This window comes from Paenibacillus amylolyticus, from assembly GCF_001570725.1.
Lineage (GTDB): Bacteria > Bacillota > Bacilli > Paenibacillales > Paenibacillaceae > Paenibacillus > Paenibacillus amylolyticus_A.
In genome coordinates this window covers 598,383-622,465 of sequence record NZ_BCNV01000001.1, presented here as the reverse complement: position 1 = coordinate 622,465, position 24,083 = coordinate 598,383, and the positions used below count along the sequence as shown (strand labels likewise).

The 24,083-nt window shown below is 48.2% G+C and carries 26 protein-coding genes; 3 read left to right on the top strand and 23 right to left on the bottom strand.

Going from position 1 to position 24,083, the window contains the following annotated elements; translation table 11 throughout:
* Nucleotides 1-19: 19 nt before the first annotated feature.
* The gene (locus PAHA3_RS02995) at nucleotides 20-1,000 is read left to right on the top strand and encodes an alpha/beta fold hydrolase (protein WP_062833412.1); all 981 of its coding nucleotides are present in this window, start codon (nucleotides 20-22) and stop codon (nucleotides 998-1,000) included.
* A 129-nt stretch (nucleotides 1,001-1,129) separates the two neighbouring features.
* Here PAHA3_RS02995 and odhB read toward each other — a convergent pair whose 3' ends face one another.
* From odhB to PAHA3_RS02965, 6 genes are all read right to left on the bottom strand, one after another.
* Entirely contained in the window at nucleotides 1,130-2,395 is a 1,266-nt protein-coding gene (odhB, locus tag PAHA3_RS02990) for a 2-oxoglutarate dehydrogenase complex dihydrolipoyllysine-residue succinyltransferase (protein WP_062833411.1), read from the bottom strand.
* A 5-nt stretch (nucleotides 2,396-2,400) separates the two neighbouring features.
* Nucleotides 2,401-5,274, bottom strand: coding sequence for a 2-oxoglutarate dehydrogenase E1 component (locus PAHA3_RS02985; protein ID WP_062833410.1), 2,874 nt, complete (start codon nucleotides 5,272-5,274; stop codon nucleotides 2,401-2,403).
* Nucleotides 5,275-5,907: 633 nt separating this feature from the next.
* Nucleotides 5,908-6,342, bottom strand: coding sequence for an NUDIX domain-containing protein (locus tag PAHA3_RS02980; protein ID WP_062833409.1), 435 nt, complete (start codon nucleotides 6,340-6,342; stop codon nucleotides 5,908-5,910).
* A gap of 53 nt (nucleotides 6,343-6,395) precedes the next feature.
* Complete coding sequence (locus PAHA3_RS02975) at nucleotides 6,396-6,881, bottom strand: GNAT family N-acetyltransferase (RefSeq protein WP_062833408.1); 486 nt, start codon at nucleotides 6,879-6,881, stop codon at nucleotides 6,396-6,398.
* Between the two features lie 291 nt (nucleotides 6,882-7,172).
* On the bottom strand, nucleotides 7,173-7,682 hold the full coding sequence (locus tag PAHA3_RS02970; RefSeq protein ID WP_062833407.1) for an 8-oxo-dGTP diphosphatase: 510 nt from the start codon (nucleotides 7,680-7,682) through the stop codon (nucleotides 7,173-7,175).
* 184 nt (nucleotides 7,683-7,866) lie between these two features.
* On the bottom strand, nucleotides 7,867-8,655 hold the full coding sequence (locus PAHA3_RS02965) for a DUF3891 family protein (protein WP_062833406.1): 789 nt from the start codon (nucleotides 8,653-8,655) through the stop codon (nucleotides 7,867-7,869).
* A 194-nt stretch (nucleotides 8,656-8,849) separates the two neighbouring features.
* Here PAHA3_RS02965 and coaA point away from each other — a divergent pair, with 194 nt between their 5' ends.
* Together coaA and PAHA3_RS02955 are read left to right on the top strand one after the other, a co-directional pair.
* Nucleotides 8,850-9,779, top strand: a complete 930-nt coding sequence (gene coaA, locus PAHA3_RS02960) for a type I pantothenate kinase (protein ID WP_062833405.1) — start codon at nucleotides 8,850-8,852, stop codon at nucleotides 9,777-9,779.
* 68 nt (nucleotides 9,780-9,847) lie between these two features.
* Nucleotides 9,848-10,210, top strand: a complete 363-nt coding sequence (locus PAHA3_RS02955) for a DUF423 domain-containing protein (protein WP_062833404.1) — start codon at nucleotides 9,848-9,850, stop codon at nucleotides 10,208-10,210.
* A 68-nt stretch (nucleotides 10,211-10,278) separates the two neighbouring features.
* Here PAHA3_RS02955 and PAHA3_RS02950 read toward each other — a convergent pair whose 3' ends face one another.
* The 17 genes from PAHA3_RS02950 to PAHA3_RS02870 all read right to left on the bottom strand — a co-directional run bounded on the left by PAHA3_RS02950 (nucleotide 10,279) and on the right by PAHA3_RS02870 (nucleotide 24,067).
* Nucleotides 10,279-10,839, bottom strand: coding sequence for a histidine phosphatase family protein (locus PAHA3_RS02950; protein WP_371327897.1), 561 nt, complete (start codon nucleotides 10,837-10,839; stop codon nucleotides 10,279-10,281).
* A gap of 15 nt (nucleotides 10,840-10,854) precedes the next feature.
* The gene (gene murI / locus PAHA3_RS02945; RefSeq protein ID WP_082762699.1) at nucleotides 10,855-11,637 is read right to left on the bottom strand and encodes a glutamate racemase; all 783 of its coding nucleotides are present in this window, start codon (nucleotides 11,635-11,637) and stop codon (nucleotides 10,855-10,857) included.
* 79 nt (nucleotides 11,638-11,716) lie between these two features.
* On the bottom strand, nucleotides 11,717-12,103 hold the full coding sequence (locus tag PAHA3_RS02940; protein ID WP_062833402.1) for a hypothetical protein: 387 nt from the start codon (nucleotides 12,101-12,103) through the stop codon (nucleotides 11,717-11,719).
* Nucleotides 12,104-12,169: 66 nt separating this feature from the next.
* A complete protein-coding gene (locus PAHA3_RS02935; RefSeq protein WP_062833401.1) occupies nucleotides 12,170-12,640 on the bottom strand; it encodes a GNAT family N-acetyltransferase in 471 nt (156 codons plus the stop codon).
* Nucleotides 12,637-13,356 (bottom strand): GNAT family N-acetyltransferase, encoded by a 720-nt coding sequence (locus PAHA3_RS02930; RefSeq protein WP_062833400.1) that lies wholly within the window; start codon nucleotides 13,354-13,356, stop codon nucleotides 12,637-12,639. The genes PAHA3_RS02935 and PAHA3_RS02930 overlap by 4 nt, the downstream gene beginning before the upstream one ends.
* Before the next feature lie 2 nt (nucleotides 13,357-13,358).
* On the bottom strand, nucleotides 13,359-13,754 hold the full coding sequence (locus PAHA3_RS02925) for a hypothetical protein (protein ID WP_371327896.1): 396 nt from the start codon (nucleotides 13,752-13,754) through the stop codon (nucleotides 13,359-13,361).
* Nucleotides 13,755-13,819: 65 nt separating this feature from the next.
* Nucleotides 13,820-14,704: a serine/threonine-protein kinase gene (locus PAHA3_RS02920; protein ID WP_062833398.1), complete on the bottom strand. Its 885-nt coding sequence runs from the start codon at nucleotides 14,702-14,704 to the stop codon at nucleotides 13,820-13,822.
* Nucleotides 14,701-15,279, bottom strand: a complete 579-nt coding sequence (locus PAHA3_RS02915; protein WP_062833397.1) for a GNAT family N-acetyltransferase — start codon at nucleotides 15,277-15,279, stop codon at nucleotides 14,701-14,703. The genes PAHA3_RS02920 and PAHA3_RS02915 overlap by 4 nt, the downstream gene beginning before the upstream one ends.
* Complete coding sequence (locus tag PAHA3_RS02910; protein WP_062833396.1) at nucleotides 15,276-15,857, bottom strand: DJ-1/PfpI family protein; 582 nt, start codon at nucleotides 15,855-15,857, stop codon at nucleotides 15,276-15,278. Before PAHA3_RS02910 ends, PAHA3_RS02915 begins: the two co-directional genes overlap by 4 nt.
* Before the next feature lie 90 nt (nucleotides 15,858-15,947).
* Nucleotides 15,948-16,868: an SDR family oxidoreductase gene (locus PAHA3_RS02905; RefSeq protein WP_082762698.1), complete on the bottom strand. Its 921-nt coding sequence runs from the start codon at nucleotides 16,866-16,868 to the stop codon at nucleotides 15,948-15,950.
* Nucleotides 16,869-16,931: 63 nt separating this feature from the next.
* Nucleotides 16,932-18,239 carry a F390 synthetase-related protein gene (locus tag PAHA3_RS02900; RefSeq protein WP_235599362.1) on the bottom strand — a complete coding sequence of 436 codons (1,308 nt, stop codon included), beginning with the start codon at nucleotides 18,237-18,239 and terminating at the stop codon, nucleotides 16,932-16,934.
* Nucleotides 18,240-18,256: 17 nt separating this feature from the next.
* Nucleotides 18,257-19,117: an MBL fold metallo-hydrolase gene (locus PAHA3_RS02895; protein ID WP_062833395.1), complete on the bottom strand. Its 861-nt coding sequence runs from the start codon at nucleotides 19,115-19,117 to the stop codon at nucleotides 18,257-18,259.
* Nucleotides 19,111-20,106, bottom strand: coding sequence for an NAD-dependent epimerase/dehydratase family protein (locus tag PAHA3_RS02890; protein WP_062833394.1), 996 nt, complete (start codon nucleotides 20,104-20,106; stop codon nucleotides 19,111-19,113). Before PAHA3_RS02890 ends, PAHA3_RS02895 begins: the two co-directional genes overlap by 7 nt.
* Nucleotides 20,103-21,395 carry a hypothetical protein gene (locus PAHA3_RS02885; RefSeq protein WP_062833393.1) on the bottom strand — a complete coding sequence of 431 codons (1,293 nt, stop codon included), beginning with the start codon at nucleotides 21,393-21,395 and terminating at the stop codon, nucleotides 20,103-20,105. The genes PAHA3_RS02890 and PAHA3_RS02885 overlap by 4 nt, the downstream gene beginning before the upstream one ends.
* Nucleotides 21,385-22,386: a beta-ketoacyl-ACP synthase III gene (locus PAHA3_RS02880; protein ID WP_062833392.1), complete on the bottom strand. Its 1,002-nt coding sequence runs from the start codon at nucleotides 22,384-22,386 to the stop codon at nucleotides 21,385-21,387. The genes PAHA3_RS02885 and PAHA3_RS02880 overlap by 11 nt, the downstream gene beginning before the upstream one ends.
* Nucleotides 22,387-22,538: 152 nt before the next feature.
* Nucleotides 22,539-23,429, bottom strand: a complete 891-nt coding sequence (locus PAHA3_RS02875) for a TIGR01777 family oxidoreductase (protein ID WP_062833391.1) — start codon at nucleotides 23,427-23,429, stop codon at nucleotides 22,539-22,541.
* A 116-nt stretch (nucleotides 23,430-23,545) separates the two neighbouring features.
* Entirely contained in the window at nucleotides 23,546-24,067 is a 522-nt protein-coding gene (locus PAHA3_RS02870) for a hypothetical protein (protein WP_062833390.1), read from the bottom strand.
* Between the last annotated feature and the right edge of the window lie 16 nt (nucleotides 24,068-24,083).

Here is a 24,083-nt window from a genome sequence, read left to right as displayed (position 1 = left end):
GAAGGAGGAATTACACGAGATGCAGGAATCTACCTTTGCCTTGGTCGGTAGTGAAGGTACCCGTATTCATGTGTACCGCTGGCTTCCCGATCCGGAATGCAATGTTAAGGGCGTCGTGCAAATCGCACACGGCATGGGTGAGACTGCAGCCCGATACGCCGAGTTTGCCGACACTCTTACCCGACACGGTTACGCGGTCTATGCCAATGACCATCGGGGTCATGGCAAAACCGTGGAGAATGCCAGCTTGCTCGGTAATGCTGGAATCGATGCCTTCCGCTGGATGGCAAGTGATATGATCAATCTGGGCGAAGTAGCCGCCAAGGAGAACCCTGGGGTGCCTCTGTTTCTAATGGGGCACAGTATGGGCTCGTTCTTGGTACAACATCTCATGTACGCTGGTCATGAGCGGTACCATGCCTTTATTTTATCCGGGACCAATGGCAGACGTGGTCTTCTCCGGTTTGGAGAGAAACTGGCCTTCTTGCAGTGTGGCATTCAGGGGGCTACTCATCCCAGCATGCTGCTTAATGCGATTGTATTCGGTGGATTTAACCGCTCTTTCCGCCCTGCGACGACTCCGTTTGACTGGTTGTCCCGGGACACGCAAGAGGTTCAACGATTTATTGATGATCCCATGTGCGGAGCGGTCTGTACAGCAGGATTCTTCCGCGATTTCTTCAAATTGCTGCTTGAAGTTCATCTTCCACACAATATGGAGCGCATACCTAAACATAAACCCGTTTATCTGTTCTCCGGTGAGAAGGACCCTGTTGGACTTCATGGCAAAGGCGTTCTTAATCTGGTCTCTCAGTATAAGAAGCTTCATCTGGAGAATATTGAGTACCACCTGTATCCAGGTGGGCGCCATGAAATGCTGCATGAGACGAACCGAACAGAAGTGGCCCAGCACGTTGTGAGCTGGCTAGAGCGGAATACACCTAACTCTAGTGAACACGACGATGCAGTGAGCCCTGCTGAGATGGCTGACACTATATAAATGATCTGAAAACTATATAACCAATTACAAGAAGCCCCTGAATCGGATGTGTACAGCTCACGCTGCGCTCCAGTTCAGGGGCTTTCTTGTTAAACAATATGAATAATAGCTATGATCAAACCTTATGGATTAACCTTCAATTAACAGCGATTCCGGGTCTTCAAGCAGTTCTTTTACGGTCACCAGGAAACGTACGGCTTCACTGCCGTCGATAATCCGGTGATCATAGGACAACGCGATGTACATCATCGGACGATTCTCCATCCGCTCTGCATCAATTGCCACTGGACGAAGCTGAATCTTATGCATCCCCAAAATACCTACTTGAGGTGTATTCAGGATTGGTGTAGATAACAAGGAACCAAATGTTCCACCATTGGTGATGGTGAACGTTCCACCTTGCAGATCAGACAATGCCAGCGTATTGGAACGAGCTTTGGATGCCAGGTCCGCAATGCTCTTCTCGATCTCGGCAAAACCCAGACGATCAGCATCACGTACAACAGGTACAACCAGTCCTTCCTTCGCAGATACGGCGATGCCGATATCATAATACTTCTTGAGTACAACATCTTCGCCATCAATCTCTGCGTTAATTGTCGGGAACTTTTTCAAAGCTCCCACAACTGCTTTGGTGAAGAAGGACATGAAGCCCAAGTTGATCTCATGCTTCTCTTTGAACTTGTCCTTACGGCGTTTACGTACATCCATGATCGCAGTCATATCTACTTCATTAAACGTAGTCAACATGGCTGCTGTCTGCTGAGCCTCTACCAGACGTTTGGCAATGGTCGCACGGCGACGAGACATGCGTTGACGCTCCACTGGTTTGGTATAGGTGGAACTTCCCGCTGCCGGAGCACTTGATGCCGCTGGAGCTTTAGTTGCAGGTGGAGGAGCAGGCGCCTGATTGCTATGGCTCTTCACATCATCCTGGTATACCCGTCCAATCGGATCTTTGCTCTGAACCTGATCCAACTCGATACCACGCTCACGTGCCAATTTACGGGCAGATGGTGAAGCTGTCTTGCCACTATCGGATGACTCTGGTGCTGCCGCAACAGGTGCCGGTGGTGTTGGAGCTTCAGGTGCAGGCGTAGCGGCCTTTTTCTCTTCAGCTGCTGCCGGTTCGGAAGCGGGTGCACCGCTTCCTCCTCCAGATCCAGCCGAGAGTGTACCGATCGTTTCACCGATCTCTACCGTCTCCCCTTCCTGACGAATGATCTTCTCCAGCACGCCACTTTCTTCTGCGCTGATTTCGATATTTACTTTGTCCGTTTCCAGTTCAAGAAGCACATCACCCTGATTAACGGTATCCCCTTCTTTGACCATCCATCTGGATACAGTTCCCTCAGTTATTGACTCACCCATTGCAGGTACTTTAATTTCACTCACAGCTGTTACCTCCCCAGTGGAATATTATTCTTCGTCGTTTGCTTCAACGCAGATGTAATAATCTGTTGCTGTTCCATACTATGCACAAGTTGATAACCGCTGGAAGGACTTGCATGTTCCGGGCGACCTTCGTATCTAACGGTTGTGCCTTCCGGGGCGACTTCACGAAGACGAGGCTCCATGTATGTCCAGGCACCCATGTTTTTGTTTTCTTCCTGCACCCATACCAGCTCTTTTACATTGCTGAAACGTGCGAGTACACGTTTGATCTCTTCTGCCGGGAACGGATACAGCTGTTCCACACGAATAATGTGAAGCCATGACCAATCTGCTTTATCCTTTTCAAAAGCATCTTCGAGGTCAATGGCCATCTTGCCACTGCACAAAATAATGCGCTCCACGCGATCCGGCTGTGTACCCAGTCCAGCTTGCTCCAGCACAAGCTCAAACTTGCCTTCGCTGAATTCGACTGCTGGTGATGCAACACGCGGATTCCGAATGAGACTTTTCGGTGACATCATCACAAGTGGACGAGCATCTTCCGTTTCAGTCAACGAAGCTTGACGACGCAACAAGTGGAAGTACTGGGAAGCACTCGACAAGTTGGCAACCGTCATGTTGTCTTCTGCACAAAGCTGCAGGAAGCGTTCAAGACGAGCACTTGTATGCTCAGGTCCCTGACCCTCATTCGCATGTGGAAGCAACATAACCAGACTGGATTTCTGAGACCACTTGGCGCGACCGGCTGATACAAACTGGTCAAAAATAACCTGTGCACAGTTGGCAAAGTCACCAAATTGGGCTTCCCAGATAACCAGTGTATCTGGTGAATATACGTTATATCCGTATTCGAATCCAACAACGGATTCTTCTGATAACGGACTGTTATAGATTGCAAAGGATGCTCTTGCCTGTGGCAAGTGATGCAACGGGCAGAACTTTGCTCCATTCTCCGAATCGTGCAACACCAGATTCCGGTGAGCGAATGTAGCTCGCTCGGCATCCTGTCCACTAATCCGAATTGGCTTGCCATCTGCCAGAATGGTTGCAAATGCGAGTGTCTCCGCAAGGCTCCAATCTACTTTTTCCCCTTCGTTCAGGGAAGTGCTCCGGCGCTGCAAAATCCGCTGCAACTTCGGATACACATTGAAATTCTCAGGCCATTTCAGCAGATCGGCATTAATGCTGCGCAGATTTTCCAGTGGTACCGCAGTTGGCGTAATCGTAACAGCTTCCGGCTCGCTGATTTTTCGTTGGTAATATTCATGTACTTCATTTTTCTTCATCTGGTCATAAGCTTCTTTTAATTTGTTCATTACTCCATCGCGAATGCTCGCAATAGACGCATCATCGATAACCGATTCTTGCTTCAAGTGATCCTGATACAAGTGGCTTACCGTTGGATGGTTTTTCACCTTGTCATAAACGGTAGGTTGCGTCGTTTCAGGATCATCCGTTTCATTATGGCCGTAACGACGGTAACCGATCAAGTCGATCAGGAAATCCTTTTTGAAACGATTGCGATACTCTGCCGCCATACGAATGGCTGCAATACACGCTTCCGGATTGTCCGCATTCACGTGTACAATCGGAATTTCGTACCCCTTGGCAAGGTCACTTGCGTAGTACGTTGAACGGGAATCACTGCTATCTGTAGTGAAGCCCAGACGGTTGTTAACGATAATATGAATAGTTCCGCCATTCTGATAACCTGGCAGAGCTTTGAAGTTTAGCGTCTCTGCAACGATCCCCTCTCCAGGGAATGCTGCGTCACCATGCATCAAAATGGTGGCTGCCTTCGTTACGTCCTGCTTCGGATACCCAGGGTCACGACGGTCATCCTGAGCCGCACGCGCAAACCCTTGTACAACCGGATTGACGTATTCCAGATGGCTCGGGTTATTCGCCAAAGTAAGACGGGCTTGCACAGTCTCACCGTCTTTCACAAAACGGTTGGCACCCATGTGATATTTGACATCCCCCGTCCAACCATAGTTAATTCCGGTTGAACCTTCCGATGGAACCATGTCTTTATTCGGAGCATGATGGAATTCAGAGAAAATCTTGCTGTACGGTTTGCCCAATACATGAGCCAGTACATTCAACCGCCCACGGTGAGCCATCCCCATCAAAATGTGGCTTGATCCGGCTTCTGCCATGATGCGAACAGCCTCATCCAGCATCGGTACAAGCACATCGTTACCCTCGATGGAGAAACGTTTCTGCCCAACAAAAGTTTTGTGAAGGTAATCCTCAAACTGCTCGACTTCCACCAAACGCTCCAGCAACGTCTTGCGTTCCTTCGGCGTAAGCGGGGCAGGTGATGTCCGAGATTCCGCACGGCGATTCAGCCACTCACGCTCTTGAACTTCGTGCACATGACTGAACTCATAGGCCATGGGTCCAGTGTAAATCTGACGCAAGCGCTGGATTGCATCCCATCCGGTTGCTGTCTGCCCATCTGCACCTTCCCAGATCAGGGAAGCAGGTAGAGCTTTCAGATCTTCTTCGTTTAATTCAAAATGCTGGGGCTCCAGCAAAGATGTATCTGTATCTTCACTGATTCCAAGCGGATCTATATCTGCAGCAAGATGACCATACGTACGGATATTCCATACCAGTTTGCCCGCTGTAACCGCTTTCTGTAATAATTGAATGTCTACGTTTCCGGAAGCCGATTGGGCGTTGCCGAAATTCGAAGTTGTACGTGCATCCGTGCCAGACATCGGCGGTGCACCCCATTGTTCAAATAATTCCCGATAGGCCGGTGTAACCGAACCAGGGTCTTGAGTGAATAATTCATATTGTTCCTGTACGTATCCCATATTGGGGCCATAGTAACTTTCCCAGGGCTTCTTGTTGCCTTCCACGATCGTCATCGACGTTCCCTCCGTCTTGATTTAGTCATAAGTTTTTGACGGAAATCATTGACTAAGCCGTAATTTGCGTTCGTTCAACATTTTAAGCGAAATTTTTCATGAAGTCCAATAATCGTGCTGTTGGTGGTAGTAACGTTAGTCCGACGCTCCCGTCAAGGTTTGTCTGCGTTTTCAAAATCAAAGTAAAACAATGATTGTATATACCGTCGCACAGATGTCGAATACTGTCCTGATCCGTTCGAAGGTTACACCTTCTCCTCTTCTTCAAGTGAAGTCCGTGTTCTAATATCTATTCTATAAACTTTTACGCTCAGGAGCATTTCCTATTTTTAGTTCAATTGATGCATAAATTAGATGAATCGAATAAATCGAGCAATTTGAGTAGAACAACGAACGATTAATTACAGCAAATAGGCATACGATCTCCCATTTTACCTCCTTAATTGAATTGTGGTCCATTATGTTCAAAAACAAACCGTCAAGTTAAACATTAACCAATTGACATCACATTCAACAAATAATTGGATTTTTCTTCAGAAGTCCAACAGAAAAAAGCCAGCCCAGACATAAACGATCCGAGCAGCTTCTTTGGATACAGCAAGTTTGAGTCAACAATATAGTTGATGATGCGCATCAAGCTCTACTTTGACTAATCATATACTCTGCAAACGGCGTTAGGGAAAGACTTCTAACCTGCTCCAGTGTAAACCACTCTGCGCCCAATGAATCTTCACCATCGGGTTGCTTTTTGATACGATTCGGCTGACTGGTTGCGGTCAAAACGACATCATACAACATCCCGATGTGGTGCAACTCTTCCGGCTCACCTTGATGCACCCATTCAAGTAGACTAGACTCCGCAGAACGAATTACCAATTGTAAATGGGTTAGGCCCGTTTCTTCTTCAATCTCACGATGAAGAGCAGTTTCTGGCCGCTCACCAAATTCCAGCCTTCCGCCTGGTAAATCCCATTTCCCTTGATATGCTCCGCGAGCCTTATGAATCAACAGGAATTGGTGCTCCCAAGCGACCAAGCCATATACCCCAATATGCGTATACCGTTGCACTTACATCTCTTCCCCTCGTCTGTAAGATGGTCCTTACTCCCAGCGAATATCTCCTATTTCTTCTCATCCTCTGTAACAGCATCCAGATCTATGGCCATACGGATCATATCCACACAGCGGATACCGTCCTCTATAATCTCTTCCTCATAGTGCCTCACAAAGAAGTCACGATCGACCCCGATAATGCGAAAACCACAACGTTGGTATAATTTCAATTGATGAAAGCTTGAGTTACCTGTCCCAATCTCGAGAATTCGGCAGCCCAGTCTCCGTGCAGCTTCCATCGCTTCCTTAATCATATGTTTGCCTACCCCTTGTCCCTGCAGTTCTTCCTGTACGGCAATATTAACAATCTCCGCAGTCTCCGGACGAGTCTTCAACAATACGAACTCCCCAACCATCTCTCCTTCATACTCGGCAATAAAACAAACACCCCGGCTCAGGTATTCGTCAACAATCGCTTTTGAAGGATCAGCCATCAATAAGAGCTCATACGGTTTCTCTTCTTCCCAGTCCAAAATCCGGAACGACAATTTCATGCCAATCTCCACCTTTTCATCGTACAATATTCATTTACGTCCTGTTTGCAGAAGCCTATGTATGGCGAATCTACAAATATATTATTCTTCGTTCCAACAAACTAGTTCACTCAATCTATTAACCACTTTCTGATCCGGATTGATTTTGATAATGTCTCTCGTCATCTCCCATAAAAAAAGTAAACTTCATTATATCATAATATATGGATATAAATATATAGATAGGGATGATACAATATGATCCATCATGTAATGGAAATTTTACATGCTGTATCCAACCTTTCTATCGGCTTATCTAACTTCACTCTGTTCAAGAACCGAATCGCTATACACCATAAATGTCTCTTGCAGAGTACGTCCGGATGACTTCTCCCAGATCACGCTCCGCTCAAAGGTACCCGCCTTGAAAAAACGCGGGATACGTTCAGCAAACCAATCCTGCATAGGTAAATCCAACACCTGCTTCATAGGCACCCATAACAGTTCGCCTTCGGGCGGATCTTGCAATAATTGACCCTCAAATGAAGTTGCCAAATAGTTGAATACCATGTACCGCAATCCTTGTTCGGGATCACAGAACTCATCAAGTCCTTTATACGTAATCTCATTAACCGCTAGTCCCGTCTCCTCCAAAACCTCTCGCACGGCACCATCCACGATACTCTCTGGAAAATCTACCTTTCCTCCAGGTGCGATGTATCCCGGAAATCCTTTGCGATCCGGCCGATTCATAAGCAGCACCTGATCATTCATTTTGTCCCATACCATACACATCGTTAATATCTCTATTCTGGTATTCATAATTGTCCTCCTGCTAACGTGCGCTTCTCTGCTGTACACTAACATTTCTGGGAATAACCTATGTTTTCCTTCTTTATTCCATCATGATATATGCATACGAAAGGCGGACGCCCTGTACATCAGAAGCCCGCCTGTTTTGTGATATTCTATGCTGTGCATTCCTCAAGCTCGGATGTTCGAGTTCTCACTTCAATTCCGTAATCAACACCCGACGTTCTTTCCACTCCGCCCGGCGATAAGCCTGCTGCATACCAAATTTGCGGATACTTGCCTTCGGTACCGATTTGTAGGGTAAAACGACCGTAAAGTCTTCATCAAACGGGAAAAAAGACAGGCCCACTTTCTCATTGGATAACCACTCTGCCTGAATTGGTTGTCTGGAACAGGCATCAAACGTACAACTGAGTCCTTCTGCAAAAAAATCATAACGTGCAGCAGGTGTTCCCGGTTCCTCCATACAGAGAAACAGACTGAGCTGATCACAGAATAACATGATTTCCACATCGCTTTGCAGCCTTCGTTTCAGTGCTTCAGCATCTCCACCAAGCTGTTTCTCCCAACTCAACTGATGTTCAAGCTCTTCGTTCAGGTAATCTCGGATGTCTTCATCATCCTGAGCATTGGCCCCCAGATTTTTCTGAAATAGCTCCGTATACATCAAGCTACACAGTAATCCGGCGTAGAGGTTTTTCTGCCGAACTTCTTCAATGCCTTTATGGTAGAATACAAAACGCGGACGCAGCGGAAAATCACGAAACGAATACGGCGATTGACTGTAATCATTCCAGAACGGAGATGAATCCAGTTCGATCCAGCCACGGTCATGTTCTCTCGCCGCCAGGATTAAATCATCCCGATGCGCAGCATCGGCAAGCAATTCACTTTTCCAATGGGAAGCCATTTCTCCGGCTACTAATCCATGCTCATGCTGTGCGGTCAAAACAAAATCATGCTCTCTCTCATATACGATCATTTGCTGTCACCCTTCCGCATGGTATACGTTGACTTTAACATAAATTGGGTTAAACTTTCCTATAAGTTGCTTTTCACTCCATTTTGACGAAAGGCATTATGGAATGCACAATGTAAAGGTGTTGTCAGTTTCCTGAAATTTGGTACACTAAAGGTTGTGTCCACGATTATATTACATACAGAAAGCGGGATCTCATGAATTTATACTCTCCTTACATCGAGTTTAACCGCAAGGAATGGGCTGAACTTAAAGAACATCAGACCACTCTTCCACTGACGGAAGCCGAATTAGAACAGTTAAAGGGATTGAATGAAGAGGTATCGATTCAAGAAGTCGAAGATATATATCTGCCTCTTACCCACTTTATTGACTTATATGCAAGAGTTTCACGAGAACTGAATCGACTGACGGCCTCCTTTATGAAAAAAGAAGCTCTCCCCACCCCCTACATCATTGGAATCGGGGGAAGTGTTGCCGTGGGCAAAAGTACAGCGGCCCGCTTGCTTCAGGCACTGCTCGCCAGAGGCAAGAATAGCCCCAAGGTTGACCTGGTCACAACCGACGGTTTCTTATATCCCAATGCCGTGCTGCAAGAGAAGGGCATTATGAACCGCAAGGGATTCCCGGAAAGCTATGATATCAAATCCCTGATTCAGTTCATGGGTGATGTGAAATCAGGTAAGCCCGAGGTGAAAGCACCGGTCTATTCTCACCTCGCCTACGATGTCATTCAAGGGGAAGAAAAACAGATCTGTCAGCCAGATATTCTCATTATTGAGGGCATCAATGTGCTCCAGATCAAAAAAGAAACGCCTTTACTGGTCAGTGATTTCTTTGATTTCTCCATCTACATTGATGCGGAAGAAGAACATATAAGGCACTGGTACGTTGAGCGTTTCAAGCTACTCCGCAATACAGCGTTTCAAAACACGGATTCCTTTTTCCATCAACGATTCGCCAATATTGATGAAGAAGAAACTGTGCGTACGGCCAACCAGATCTGGCAGGATATCAATGCCAAAAACCTGCATGAAAACATTTTGCCAACCAAAGGACGGGCCAGGCTGATTCTGAAAAAGGAAGCCGATCACTCCATTGGGCAGATTCAATTGCGCAAACTGTAAACAACATTCATGCTGGACAACTCATTTGATGTTGTATCTAATTACCCTTAAAAGGAGAGAAAAACACATTGCAAACCCTGATTATCCTAGGCAGTATTATGATGTTCCTGGCTGTCGCTTTGGGTGCTTTTGGCGCACATGCGCTCAAGCGCAAATTATCCGCTGACATGATCAAAATTTATGAAACCGGCGTTCAATATCACCTAATCCACGGACTTGGAATCATCCTGATCGGACTGCTGGCAGACCGCCTCGAATCCTCTTCACTCGTCATGCTGGCCGGATGGCTACTGTTCGCCGGGATCATCCTGTTCTCGGGTAGCTTGTACGCTTTAAGTGTAACAGGTGTTCGCAAATTGGGAGCCATTACCCCACTTGGCGGAGTCGCATTTCTAGCTGGATGGGTTATGATCATTGTTGCCGCATTGTAAACATGTACCGTGATAAACGAAAAAAGTGTTCTGGCTGATATACTATCGCTGGAGCACTCTTTTGCTGTTCAATCTGTCCAAATTCTACGAATGGTGGGTAGCCCTGCATCTGGCCGTTGTCGCTCCAGCACATACACATCCGGGTTAGACAGTTTGGTCCACTCTTCATAACCAAAGGATGATTCATACTCACGAATAAGTAGTGATAACAGGCTTCCATGTGTAACCACGGCCCCGTGCTGTTCAGGTCTGCTCCATAACTCTTCCAATAATGACATCCCTCTTGCAGCGGCGGTTCTGGATGATTCCCCGCCTTCTTCCACCCAGTCCACATCATCGTATGTACGTTGCAGCACATCCATCCAGTTAGGCAGATTAACGGAGCTAAGTATCCTCTCTTGGAGACGTTCATCCGTATGTATATGTTGCAGAGTTGCTGCGCCCAGTGGCATAGCCGTCTGAACGGCCCTTTTCCATGGACTGGAGACAATATACGTTATGGAATAATGAGCCAAGATATCTGCAAGTTTTTCAGCCTGCCTGAGCCCTTCAGCTGTAAGCTCTGCATGGGGTTCCTGCCCTGTGGCCTTGGCGTGACGGATAAGATAAATGGACTGCAAAGCTATCACCTCCTATGGTGTAACTTATTTGGAGTTCATCTCAAGATATTGAAGTGCTCTGTACATCTTCTCCTGCTCTTCCGGTCGGCCTGATGAACTGAGAAAAGTGACCTGTTCCCCTGTTCTGCCTCCAGGCTGAGCCACCAGTCCAAGCCTCTGCTTCAGATGGTTCACCGTACCTGTACTGCCATCAATAATCTGTATATGATCGGGCAGAATCGTGCGCAGAATGGACGTATAGAATGGATAATGCGTGCAGCCAAGCACCACTGTGCCATACCCTTGAAGATCGAGATCTGCCAGCTTGAACCGGAAATAATCAGCGATTTTGCTCGCATCAAAGTCCAGCTGTTCACACCACTCCACAAGTTCCGGCAGCGCAATAGAATCCACACTGTGGTGATCATCAACACGTGATACCAGTTCGTTATACTTGGTTTGACTCAGGGTGAGGGTTGTAGCAAATACAAGCGCTCTCTTCCCACTGTCCCGATTCATCTCCACGGCTGGTTTCACCGCAGGCTCCATGCCAATAATCGGAATATCGTACTTGGCGCGCAGATCCTTCACAGCCAGACTGGTTGCTGTATTACAAGCAATAACGATTGCTTGAACATCCTCCTGAACGATGGCTTCCACACAATCAAAAATATGTCCTCTAACCTCATCCGCAGACTTGGTTCCATATGGGACATGCAAGGTATCCGCATAATACAGAAATTGTTCTTCCGGAAACTGTTGTAATGCCTTATGCAAAACCGTTAAACCACCGATACCTGAATCAAAAAAAGCAATTTTCTTAGTCAAGGATTTCACCTCTATAATGTATTCTTTCGGGTTCCAGGAACCTCTCAATGCTGCTCATGCTGACTGGAGGTGAGGTTTGTTATTCTACGTTCATTTTATACTTTCTGAGCCAGTCCTTGCCACTATGCCATGCCTCTACGGGGTTATGCTCTCCAAGCAGTTCAGTACTGGCCTGAGCCATGATCCATTCCTTAAGACCGTTATCCGGACTGGATTCGAGCTGCTGTAGCAGTAAAAGCAGTCCTGCCTCACCCGTATGCAAAATGTCATCGTAAGCCTCACGGTTACCAGCAATATAATCATTTGGATTACTGCTGGTCAGGAGGACAGGGTCGCTAACCATCTGCTGCAACTTGCTTTCAATGGTTACTGATAATGCTTGGTCTTCTGTCCGAGTCGAACATGCTGCTACCGTCAATGCTGTGCACACGGATAACAAACCCAGAATCAGTCTTCTGCGATTCACTGTACCACTCCTTTCAACAACGAGTTACACTACAGATTCGGCTTTCATGCTCAAGCCCTCGGCCAACTACAGAACAAGTTCCCATTGTTCTTCGGTAAGCTCCTGGCCTGACAACATCTGCTTGCGGACTTCCTTCACTTCAAAGCCCACAGATTGATATAATCTGCGTGCTCCATCCAAAGACTCGTTGGTCCATAGGATGATAGATGTGTAGCCCTTTTCTTTTGCAAAAAGAACGGCCTGTTCAATAAGCTGACCACCCCATCCTGCACCACGCGCTTCCGGTTCGATCAGGAACCAGCGTAGTTGAGCCGTATTATCATTCACCTGAGTAAGACCTATGGAGCCTGAAGCTGAATGATTCAGCTCAACGATCCACAACATCTCCCTTGAGTGATTGCCCATAAGTCCAAACGAATTCACCGCATTTGTGATAAATTCAGCAAAGCTATCATCATAATTATACTCTTTTCGATAAATACGGATATGCGCTTCAATGACATATTGCAGATCCTTTTGTACAAAAGTGCGGATCATTGGACGTCACAGCCCTCCCTCGAATTCAGAGTTGTGATGCTGAAATCCACACCAAACTGAATTAGTCCCAGTTTGCGGGCAACATGCTGTGAAGCAAGATTATCCCAGGATGTACTGTAGATCGGCATGCGTCCACGCTCCTTAACATAATACTGCCAGCACTTTACCGTCTCTGCTGCATATCCATGTCCTCTATAACCGGGTGCCGTATAGAGGCTCGCCTCTGCACCATGAATGGAGACCCTTGCAGAGCAGCACACTGCCACAGCAGAACCGTTAACAACATAAGCGGCAACAGGTTTTTTTTCATGCAAGTGATCCTTTAATTCCGGAAAATGCTCCGCCAGCAAATAACGTTGCTCATGACCAATCAACTGCACCTTCAGATCCCACTCATCTAATGTTTCAGGAAAAGCATAGGCTGGTCCCATCCACACATTGTTGACTGGCTCAAAGGTTTCCACCTTTCGAATCAGTTTTGGAATATCCAATGGAAGCTCGCTAATGATGCCCAACTCATCCACTAGATTCGGCGGTAACTGCTCATGATAATAGGTCAGTGAACCCGCAGAAGTCATACCGATAAAAATGGCTGGAGCCTGCCCACCACCCGGTTCGTTAATACTCAGAAGACGCTGGTGCTCGTTGAACGTATATAAAGTGCTCGCCTGTATTTTCAACAGTTCCATAGGCGACAGGTTCGATTTTGGAATCATAACTATGAAGATAACCTTTGCAATAATCGTTCGCCTACACTGCCTTTACCAGCTTCCTGCTGCTCCAGAAATTCCTGCAATTGACGTAATTCAGCAGGACGATATCCTGCCCCGCACCCGCAATTATGATAGGTAAAACCATGACGATACAGCGTCATCACTTTGGTCCATTGTTTAGTATCATTTTGCTTAGGTGCCTGAAAATCCTGTCCCATGTTAACCATAGATGCGGCGCATTGCGGACACTTATATTCAAGCTTGGCAGCCACTTCAGGGCTAACGTCGTATCTGGAAACTTGTTTAAATGATTTGCGACAAATGAAACATGCATAGATATCTTTATATGGTCCTGACATGGCATATCTGCACATCGTCTGCACCCCCTTAATAATTTCCATTATACGGGATTTCACATGCACATACGAATGGATTTTGCATATTTGCGAAAATTCCGCCCACTCACTCATTGACCTTGCATCACAGCTTCTTTCCATGCCTCACCGAGTTCCGCAATCGTTGCATACCGCTCGGACCGATCGTCGCTCACTGCACGCATCACAACCTGATACAATGCTTCTCTGGCATCCCATCTGGCATAGGAACGATCTTTCTCCCCGCCAAGCAACCCGAACGCCGTTGCCCCCATATTGAATACATTGGTAACCGCATCTATGGGTGCGCCTAGTTCAAACTCTTCGGGAGACATAAAGCGGGAAGATCCCCACATACGCCCCATGGTATTGGTAAAAGAGCCCTTCCGATACAGATCGATATCACAAATTTTCATAAAGTTTCTGTCAAAATCATAGATCAGACTGCCATCATACAAGTCAATAGCCACATAACCTCTTCGTTCCACCTCGATATGAAAATTCAGAATCTGCTCCATTGCCAGAATACGTGTTTTCACCGGAAGCTGTCTGAACCGATAGTAGGGCGAACGCGGATCTTCATACTTGGCCGGAGGCGGGAAATACCAATGGGAATGCAGACACTCGCCATCCACCCAATCGAAGACACAGGCATAACCCTCATCCGTTGCAAAGTGATCCGTTAGTCGAATCAACGTGTCATGCGCCAAATCTTCGTAGACGGAAACAGATGATTTCAGATGACGAATGGCTTCCGGGGGACTTCCCGTATGATTTGCATGAATTGTATGTGCTCCCGCATATTTAACGAACAATCGCTTTCCATCCTTTTGCACAATACCGAAGGAGAGATTCCCTGAATCCTGCTGATCAAATACGCGAAAGACCATACCCAAGGGCCGTAACCATTCGAAAGAATGAGACTCTTTCAAGACAAAGGAAACACCATCGATTTCATGTTCAACATGATCTGTCATCGGACTCCTCCTGTGCTGATATCATCATCCAATGTTGAACGCTCCGCATAAAAGTAATTCATATGCGCCTCATCATATCCCTGACCATGGACTTCCAATGCGTTTCGCTCAATGCCGTATACTTCAAATCCATATCGCTCGTATAAACGTCGGGCTGATTCATTCGTTGTCACAACACTCAGATTAATCTGCTTGATGCCCTCCAGATGTCTTCCGCGATCCAGCACCTCGCGGAGCAAACGCGAAGCCAGCCCACTTCCCCGATATAGAGGAGCAACATAGACGCCCCAGATCATGCCTTTGTGCCTGAGTTTTAGGCCGTGTTCCCTTTTGAAACCCATCATTCCCGCCAGTGTTCCTTCTGTTGTATATGCGCCCAAAATGTAATCATCGGGCTCATTATGTATGCGCTCTTGCACTTCATTCATGGGAATCTGAATGGACAATTCAAACGAAGCCCCGAAGGCTTCAGGATGTGTTTTCAGTGCTTCCAGTCGCAAAGGCCAGTAGATGTCTGCTTCATCCCGCTGAATATTGCGAATGATATAGGTCTCTTGCTTTCGATCTTCGTTCATTCTTCGACCACTCCCTGCATCTCATAAGGATAATCGATCTGAAGTTTCACATTCGCCGCCGCTTCCTGCCCTGCGAGCAAACCAACAACATAAATCCCCAAATCTATGGACGTGGCTACTCCACCGGCTGTAATTACATTTCCATCTTTTACAATCCGCTTCTGGATCACCTCGGTGACATACGGCTCAAGCAAATCATATGCACCGGGATGTGTTGTTGCTTTTTTAGAGGATAAAAAACCAGCCGCACCCAGCAGCAGAGAACCTGTGCACACCGAAACCTTCAAAGGCACAGACTCAGCCTGTTTCAGCCAACCTACGAAGGCCTCGTCATATCGAAGCTTGCGCGTTCCCATACCCCCAGGGATAAACACGAGATCATATTCCGACAGGTCAGGCTTCACTCGATCCACCTTCAACGTTAGACCAGACTCATCCGTAACCTGATCTGTCATGGCGCAAGTTTCCCACGTCGTTCCTTTGGTAGGTTCAAAGAAATTCAACCGATTGATCACATCATAAAACCCTGCAAAATCAAGGAAAGTCAGTCCATCAAACAAAACGAATGCAATTTTCATTGGTAACCTCCGCGTTTTAATTTGGAGCATCCTGATTATGTTTCTGATTCCGATCCCGTTCCATTGCTTCCTTCACCCAGCGCCTAATCTCTATTTTAATCCACGGGCGATGATCCGCTCTAGCCACTTCCAGGGTAGTACCGCTTTGCCTATGATCAGCACACGCGAACCTTTTCCGAGCGCATATCGAAGCCTTGGTGCACGCATCCGAGCAATTCGACCAATCAGATCTGCCACTTCCTGTGGGTCAGGTGCAGTTTCACTCGCATGTTTGGAATAGCGAAGAACCGCATCCAGCTTATGCTTATATGGAGAATGTTCGTTACGGTGAATTTCCCCCAGACCCTTATTCCAGATCGGCGTGCGATAAGAGCCAGGCTCTATTAATACCACCCGAACGCCAAACGAAGACATCTCATGGCGCAAACTTTCCGTGAATCCCTCCACAGCGAATTTGGAGGCAGCATAGGGCGCATACCCTGGAAAACCGGACAACCCGCTTACGCTGGACAAGTTAATAATCAGCCCCTGCTCTTGTTCACGCATCACAGGCAGAACCGCACGTGTAACGGCGATTAATCCAAATAGATTCGTTTCCATCTGTCGCCGCCAATCCTCCATGGATACTTCCTCAATGAATCCGCCCACCGCAAATCCCGCATTGTTCACCAGTATGTCGATTCGGCCATGGTTGTGAAGTACGGTACTCACAGCTTTCTGCACCGATTCAGCCTCGGTTACATCCAGTTGCACATATTGCAAACGCTCGGATATCCCCGCCTGTTCAGCCAGCTTCACCAATTCTTCTCTTCGACTCAGGTCACGCATTGTAGCAACAACAAGATATCCTTGCTTGGCAAGGGTGATTGCGGTAAGCATACCGAAACCACTGGATGTACCTGTAATTAAGGCCACAGGAGCGTTCGCTCTCTCCTTCGTCTTTTTCACTGCATCAGAACCTGTGTTAATCCGTCCCTGTCCGGCCTCTATTAAGTGTTCCTCTACTGTCACGGCGTGACCTTCTTTCCTCGGTAAATTGCTTACTTCCTACCTATACCGCATGGCCCCTGCTGCTTAATCCACCACTCCGTTATGCCGTCTCTCCACCCTACGCAGCTTCGTGACTCCCGGTTCGAACGTATACGGAACGAATCTGACCTCAGGCAGAGTACATTCCAGCCGCTCTCCCAGCTTCATCAGTTCACCCCGTACATTGGTCTCAACCTGAGCCATCACTCCGCTCCCGCCAAGTCGAAGAGATACTTCCATTGATCTGTCCCCTTGCTGCACCACACGATAATGTTCAATATCCGGCGAAGCTGCAATGACTGCACGGGTAACGAAATCCGGAAAGACGGGTACCGCCTCACCCGTATGCATGTTTGAAAAATAAAGCGTGTCATCACAGCGGCCTTCGATCCGCTCAATGGCGGTAAACGGGGAACCACAGGCACACGGCATCGCCGCCTCGGTCAGAATATCATTCAGCCGATACCGGATGATCGGCTGTGATGTTCTGGAGAAGTCCGTAATAATGGGCACGAACCGCCGGGTGGCGGGATCAATGAACTCTTTTTCAATATGCACGATGTCTTCATTCAAATGCAGTGTGCCATAACGACAGGTCGCACCCAGAAATCCTTCCGTACACTGATAGACTTGATGAACGGTCTGTCCGAAGACCTGCTCCAGCACCTTGCGATCCAGGGGGTCCAACACCTCGGCAACCGAGATGATTTTATCTGGTACAGTGGTCAGATGGCCTGCCACATAGGCGTCCGCCAACAGACGCAGCATGGATGGAGGAGCCACCCACACCGTAGGTTGGTAGTTTTCCAGCCGATTCACCAAGGTCTCCACACGCTCCAGCAGATCAAAGTACTGAAACTGCAATTTGCCACGCTGCACGGATTCATACAAATTACTGTTGGCCCGCAGGAAAAACGCAATTTTTGCAGGTTTCCACAGTCCACCAGGCAGCAACTTGGCCAGCACCGTGCCCGTCCACGCATCCTGTTCCCGATCACTCACCAAAAATATCCCCCGGTTCCCTGACGTACCCGAAGACAGTCCAACCGTCACGCCTTGAATGGAAGGTTTGAAGTCACGCGTTTCTTCACTTTCGCCTGCAAGAGCCAACGCTTCATCCTTGGTAATGCCTACCGTGTTCAGTGTATCGAAGTGCTCCATCATAATCGATTTATCAATCAAGGGAAATCTTCTCCAGTCGGATGCGTTCAAACTACCCCACCACTTCCGGTAAAACGGAGAGCGGGCACGGATCTGATGGACATGCTGAATAACCCGGCGCTCTTGCCAGCGCTCCAGTTGTTCTCGCGTTTTCCATGTTCGCAGCCCACGTGCAAGCGCATAATGAAACACAATACGAAGGGTATTGCTTATCGTTTCTGCCCTCCTGTACCCCAAGCGTCCAGTACATCTCGACAATGACTCGGCACAATCCGAATGTGAGGAAACTGCTGATGCAGCTGAACCAATCGGTCAAAGTTACGATGGTATTCCTGTCGATTCGACATAATAATACCCGCGAGCGCATGAGGTCTGCGCTGTTCACGAAAAGCCCGACTCGACCACACCGCGTCCGCGCACAGGAAATAGTCGTGTTCTTCCGTACGCAGCAGGAGCCCCATCATACCTTCCGCATGCCCGGATACATCCACCCCCAGCACACTGCCATCGCCAAAGATATCGTAGACCTCATCAAAAGGGAATCCTTCCCCTATTCTCGTCAACCGCTCAGGCTCACACGTAACAGGCAATGATCTGGCCATAAAATCATCAGGCAACAGCCCGGAAAGAAATCCTGCCTTTACAGCCGCAATCGGACCAAGTGAGCGCACAGCATCATAAGCTCTGGGCAGATAGATGAATTGAGCCTCCGGGAAATCTCGTACACCCGCGATATGATCGCCGTGAAAATGCGAGAGGATAATATACCGAATATCGGAAGCTTTCAGTCCAAGCCCAGCCAAAAATTGAAGGGCACTATCCTCTTCACGATAAACCACCGGTGTAATATGACGATACAGTGCGTTAGGCAGATGAGCCGTTTCCTCAAAAAAGCGGGAGCTATATCCCGTATCCAATAAAATCGGTCCATGTAAGGGATGAATGATGCAGGCAAACCCTGCCGGGAAAGGTACTGGGTTCAACCGACCACCGCGCAGCGTTAGAAACTCTGGATGTGTGCAGTAACCCGCCGCACCCAGATATAGATCTACCGGAGTTGTCGTCAGCATGATTCAGCCCTCCACCAGTCTGCAAATTGTTGCAAACCCTCTTCGATAGATACCCGAGGGATGTACCCCAATCGCTCCCGTGCATCTGTAATATCCAATGTCTGTGGAATGGATAAGGAGCCGACTGTGTACCGTGTCAACGGAGGTTCACCCAACGCAGGAATAAAGCCATGAACACGCTCCAGCAATGCCGCCGCTCCATATGCCGTCCGATAAGGAATGTTGCGACGACGCAATGGCATATCCAGCATGCCAAACAAGCTGCTTACCAACTCACTGAACGCCTTCGGATCGCCGTTGGAGATATTGTAAGCTCGGCCGAGCGCTTCGTCAGAGGCATCGCGGCACAATAATAGGGCATCCACCACATTATCCACACATGTCAGATCAATTAATGCCTGTCCACCACCGATCATGGGCACGCCCGATTTCGCATTTGCTGCTACAATTCTGGGAAATAACGTCTGATCGTATGGACCAAAGATCGCTCGCGGTCGAATCATGATCGACGGAAGTCCCTTCGCATGCCCCTCCATCACAACCTGCTCAGCGAGAAGCTTTGTAGCGGCATAATGATTGGCTGGTTTGGCTGGCAGCAGATCATTCTCATGTACGTCATATCGCGGGTTGTAGTTAAAATATATACTCGGCGTCGAGACGTGTATGAATCGCTGTACATTACCACGTATACCGCCAGCTACGAGATTCTGTGTCCCTTCTACATTACTGCTATAAAAATCACGATATCGGCCCCATGGGGAGGATAGAGCTGCGCAGTGAAACACCACATCCTGTCCCATACACGCTTTGTTCACTGCTGCCTCATCCCGTATATCTCCACTCTGGAATCGGATTCCTGCCAACTCAAGTTCTGCACCAACCTTAGGCTGTCGGCCCATACCGGTGACTTCCCATCCCTCTTTTGCAAGTCGGATCGCGAGGTGCCTACCCAGACATCCCGTAGCTCCTGTAACCAATGCTCTGTTCATTGTTGTTCACCGTTCCATTCTATGTCGTGAGTCAAAGCTTCAGTCAGCGAGCACTTCTGCGATCTTGCCAGACGCCATGCGGCCAGCACCACTCCGAATTGTTCCATTAAAGGTTGAAGATCCTGTCGTGCATAGACCACATCCCTGGTGCCACGCCACGCTGCTATCCATGCAAAGAACTTTCCTTTGCCGAAGATCTGCTGAACCCCGCTTCCCAGCATGGGAAGCATGAGCATGGCTTTGCTGCCCTGTGCCGGCATGATCATTTTTCTTTCTTTGATCAATGTCTCAGGTTCAGTCAGTGCACGTACCAAGTCACCTCCGGGGTGAAACAGATGAATCCCACTCGTTGCCCTCGGATTACACTCAATTGCGTACACTCGACCATTCTGACCTTCTATAAAATCAAACCCAATCTGTCCGCTAAACCCCGTTGCCTGGGCAAATTGTCTCACCCACGCAAGGGCACCTTCATGTTCCACCTGTTCAAAAAAAACACTCGCTCCCACGCTACCTGTACGATAGCGGCTGTCGTAAGTGGAATGCGCAACCAGTTGCCCTTCATGCGCTATGCTGTATGTACATAACATCTGACCGGGAATGAATACCTGTGCAACCCAAGGTGAAACAGAGGATAATTCCCCTTCGTCCGGAGGATCGTTACGGATATGTCGATGATTCTTTTGGCTTACATTTCCTTGCTGATCAGTCCTTGCCCCCGTGTCATCTGTCATAAACGTCGGCATGCGAACTTTGGCGGCAAAACGGGAATACACCGGTTTCCATACCCAATCTCCTACTTTTCCCAGAACAGACTGAGCTTCCATCCATTCCTGCCGACTGTTGATCAGGCGTGTATCCGGAACCGAAAGACCGAGTGATCTTGCGAGCTGGATAAAATCATATTTATGATGCAGCTCATGCAGCTGCTCCAATGAAGAGACCAAAACACGACAGTATGAACGCAGTCTGTCTGCCCCTTGAGCCACATAGAAGACTTCTTCACACATCGGAATCAATAGGTCAATCTGCCAATCCTGAACCAACCGTTCCAGCTCCGCAAGATACGCACGTGTGTCATGACGCGGTGATGGGACCACAGCACACTGTTCCACTGCACTAGATGATCTGGTCAGATGCCGTACGGCACTCTCCGCAACATAGACCCGATGGCCTGCCCGATGAAGCATGCGTGCCAGATCGAGCGTTACGGGAGCCCTTCCGCCTGTAAGCAGCACACGAAGAGAAGCAGCTGTACAATGTCCGGTTTCCCCAGATCTAGTAGTCAAAAATGAGTCCTCCCAATGATAATCCGGCAGCCGTACCAATCATCAGCACGCGATCCCCACGCTGAATGCGCTGCTGTCTAATCGCTTCATGCAGCCCCATCGGGATCGATGCCGCAATCGTATTGCCGTGATTTCGTGTGATATCCATGAATCGATCTTCAGCAATCCCTAGCTTCTTGCGGATCAATCTCATCGCCATGGCACTCCCCTGATGGGGAATGACCAATTGAAAGTCCTCCATCTGATTTCCGGTCGCTTGCAGCATATCGCCGATGAATCCAGGCAAAAGTCTGGAAGCCATGCGGAAGATCGCCTGTCCATCCATATGAAATAGGTACGCTTCAGGCTGATCTGCTTTATAATTCGAAGCATGCATCCGTGTACCTCCACCTGCAATTTCCGAGAAGCGAGCACCTCGGCTGTAGGTTTGAAGGGAAGCATGTACAATCTGAGAGGATGACCCTTCAGGCGAACGCTCAATAATAACAGCGGCCGCTCCATCTCCGAACAGGGCTGCACTCTCTTTATCCGACCAATTTAGTCCCGCTGAGGCAATCTCGGTGGCTACGAGCAGTACTCGCTGGTAACGTCCGGCATCTACCATATAGGAGATCACATCGAGTCCGTTCAGGAAACTCAGGCAGGTTGCATCCATATCAAAGGCAGGTACGCCCGAATCTTCCTGCCCCATGGCCTGCTGGATAAACACCGCCGTACTTGGTAACGGTTGTTCCTTCGTGCCACTGGTACACACAAGGCAATCGATATCCCCGAATTGCAATCCTGCATCCGCCAGTGCAGCTTCGGCAGCCCGCGCGCCCATGAAGGAAGAGGTTTCTTCACCCGAAGCATAGTGGCGTATACCTACGCTTGCTGCTTTGCTAACCCAGCCGGCAGGCACGCCCAAGCGACGGTCCAGTTCCTCATCGGTAACTTCCTGTTCAGGCAGGTACTTCCCTGTTCCCGCGATCCTTACTCTTCTAAGTTGCATTTCCCCAACCTCTTTCTGTTCATCTGACTGATTTAAATGAAATTTACACCTCACCTTGAATGGCGAAACGCCATCAAATAGCAGCTTTGAAATATATAATAAAAGGGCAGATGCCTCTGCCCTTCCTGTTGTGTTTTCTTTTGTATGAAGTGTCATTTCTTCTTATTCAAGATCTCGGCAAGAGCGGTATCTAGCGTACCGTATGTGAAAGTGAATCCTTCCCTCTCCAATCGCTCGGGAATCACCCATCGGCTTTTGAGGACAAGCTCTGTTTCGGTCTGAATAAAACGTGCGCCCAGTTCAAGCATCCAACGAGGGGAAGGTAATCCGATCCGAACACCCATCTGCTCTCTCAGGCTGGCCATCAGTTCGCGATTCGTAACAGGATGCGGTGAGGAGGCATTGAACACACCATTCAGGTGTGGATGCTCCTGTAGATAGATCACCATGCGGAACAGATCCTCGATATGAATCCAGCTGAACTGCTGTGTTCCTGCACCTTGCGATCCTCCTAGGCCAAAACGGACCAGGTTTGTCATGGGCACCATCACGCCGCCCTCCCCCAGCACAATCGCAATCCGCAATGCAATCTGACGCGTAGATGGCAGACTGAATTCGAAGAAAGCCTGTTCCCACGCCTTGGCAACGTCAACCGAGAAGCCAGAGCCAATCTCGCCCTCTTTTTCCGTCATGGGACGATCTTCGGCATGTCTGTATATGGTTGCTGTACTCGAATTAATCCATAACTCGGGAGGATGATTACAAGCCAGGACGGCTTCACCGAGAATCCGCGTTGTCCGGGTTCTGGATTCCAGAATGACTTTGCGATTCTCCTCCGTATAACGGCAGTTCACCGATTTACCTGCCAGGTTAATCAACATTTCTGCTTCTTCGAGTGCCCCTATAATTCCTGCACGATCCTCCCAGGCAATATGACCGGGCTGACGCGAGATAATTAACACCTCATACCCCAACTTTCTGAACCTTTGGGCAAAATCCTGTCCGACAAATCCCGTTCCACCAGCTAATACAACCTTCTTCACGGTATCCCCTCATTTCCCATACTGGGTAAAGAACTCGCAAGATATAGATTGGAATGTTTCTATGCATGCAAAATGCAGATATTAGATTAACACCGCCGGTGACCCGTTGGTTTGATTTAATTCGCACCCAGAGCTGCGTACAAACGATCCCGCTCTTCGATCGCCCATGCGTTTGCAGCGTTTTGTTCCAGTTGATATCGGAGTTCATCATAAAAGTCATGGATCATGAATCCGTCTGGCAAGTTGCCAAGCATGGCTGTAAAGTTATACTCTGGCAGTGTTTTCTTTCCTTCACTAATCTGCTTCAACCAGTTCATCCACTTCGCAAGAGTGAGCACTTCCTCCTGCCATAATTCAGCCTGTAACCCAAGTGCATCCTGAAGTTGCTCGTACGCCAATGGATCGGCGAAGACGCGGCAAGCCTGAACAGCCAGTTGATACAACTCGGTCACTGCACGGCGTACCTCATGCTCAAGTTCGACCTCCAAGCCTCCCATGTAATCCTGAACCTGTATGCTCTGTCCATCATCGTATAATAGCGGTGCCTGAGCCAACAGGCGTACAATCTCTTCCATCTCGTGCATTGAAACTTTCTTCTGCTCATATAGAGCAGGTAATTGATATGCTGTAATGATCATTCACTCCTACATCGTT

Coding starts and splice junctions, on each gene's coding strand:
- PAHA3_RS02920 (WP_062833398.1), bottom strand. CDS start 14,704: ATGACAGATCATGTTGAACATGAAATCGATGGTGTTTCCTTTGTCTTG.
- PAHA3_RS02880 (WP_062833392.1), bottom strand. CDS start 22,386: ATGCAACTTAGAAGAGTAAGGATCGCGGGAACAGGGAAGTACCTGCCT.
- PAHA3_RS02925 (WP_371327896.1), bottom strand. CDS start 13,754: ATGGAAATTATTAAGGGGGTGCAGACGATGTGCAGATATGCCATGTCA.
- PAHA3_RS02915 (WP_062833397.1), bottom strand. CDS start 15,279: ATGAACGAAGATCGAAAGCAAGAGACCTATATCATTCGCAATATTCAG.
- PAHA3_RS02965 (WP_062833406.1), bottom strand. CDS start 8,655: ATGATCGTATATGAGAGAGAGCATGATTTTGTTTTGACCGCACAGCAT.
- coaA (WP_062833405.1), top strand. CDS start 8,850: ATGAATTTATACTCTCCTTACATCGAGTTTAACCGCAAGGAATGGGCT.
- PAHA3_RS02970 (WP_062833407.1), bottom strand. CDS start 7,682: ATGAATACCAGAATAGAGATATTAACGATGTGTATGGTATGGGACAAA.
- PAHA3_RS02985 (WP_062833410.1), bottom strand. CDS start 5,274: ATGACGATCGTGGAAGGCAACAAGAAGCCCTGGGAAAGTTACTATGGC.
- PAHA3_RS02910 (WP_062833396.1), bottom strand. CDS start 15,857: ATGAAAATTGCATTCGTTTTGTTTGATGGACTGACTTTCCTTGATTTT.
- PAHA3_RS02930 (WP_062833400.1), bottom strand. CDS start 13,356: ATGATTCCAAAATCGAACCTGTCGCCTATGGAACTGTTGAAAATACAG.
- PAHA3_RS02890 (WP_062833394.1), bottom strand. CDS start 20,106: ATGAACAGAGCATTGGTTACAGGAGCTACGGGATGTCTGGGTAGGCAC.
- PAHA3_RS02870 (WP_062833390.1), bottom strand. CDS start 24,067: ATGATCATTACAGCATATCAATTACCTGCTCTATATGAGCAGAAGAAA.
- PAHA3_RS02935 (WP_062833401.1), bottom strand. CDS start 12,640: ATGATCCGCACTTTTGTACAAAAGGATCTGCAATATGTCATTGAAGCG.
- PAHA3_RS02975 (WP_062833408.1), bottom strand. CDS start 6,881: ATGAAATTGTCGTTCCGGATTTTGGACTGGGAAGAAGAGAAACCGTAT.
- PAHA3_RS02895 (WP_062833395.1), bottom strand. CDS start 19,117: ATGCTGACGACAACTCCGGTAGATCTATATCTGGGTGCGGCGGGTTAC.
- PAHA3_RS02995 (WP_062833412.1), top strand. CDS start 20: ATGCAGGAATCTACCTTTGCCTTGGTCGGTAGTGAAGGTACCCGTATT.